The organism is Escherichia sp. MOD1-EC5950, assembly GCF_002965345.1.
Taxonomy (GTDB): domain Bacteria; phylum Pseudomonadota; class Gammaproteobacteria; order Enterobacterales; family Enterobacteriaceae; genus Escherichia; species Escherichia marmotae.
On record NZ_PTSR01000129.1, the window covers coordinates 1 to 531 of the forward strand.

The window sequence follows — 531 nt, forward strand, 5'->3', positions numbered from 1 at the left end:
TTTTTCGGCAGACTGAAAACGGAAATGTATTATGGGCGTAAATGGTCGGGCATCACGCCAGAAAAGTTCATGCAGCATGTAGATGCTTACATCAGATGGTATAATGAGCGGCGTATAAAATTATCGCTGGGAGCCGTCAGCCCTGAAATGTACCGCCAACAATGCGGGCTGGCATAATAAAGCAGTCCAGGAAATCGTCCGCATCCCCGTATCTGATTGCTCATGACCAGACAACGGGAAATTGAATATTCAGGCCAGTTTCAGAAGGACGTGAAGAAAGCTCAGAAGCGCAATAAGGATATGAACAAACTTAAAAACACTTATGGCGTTTCTGATTAACGATGATTTACCGCTTCCATTTGTTTATAAGGATCATTCCCTGCAAGGGAACTTTAAAGGCTACAGGGATGCTCACATTGAACCTGATTTGTTGTTAATCTACAAAATTACAGATGACCTTTTGCGATTCGAGCGTACAGGAACTCACACTGATTTATTTGGAAGATAAATCAGTACCCTCCAGAATTCTGT

The 531-nt window shown here is 42.6% G+C and carries 1 protein-coding gene and 1 pseudogene; both read left to right on the top strand.

The window, feature by feature from the left end; genetic code table 11:
* Positions 1-177 (top strand): IS3 family transposase (locus BEA93_RS24630; protein WP_157945155.1); only part of this gene is annotated, 177 nt, incomplete at its 5' end.
* A 45-nt stretch (positions 178-222) separates the two neighbouring features.
* A pseudogene (locus BEA93_RS24635) lies at positions 223-508 on the top strand (type II toxin-antitoxin system YafQ family toxin).
* Positions 509-531 lie beyond the last annotated feature (23 nt).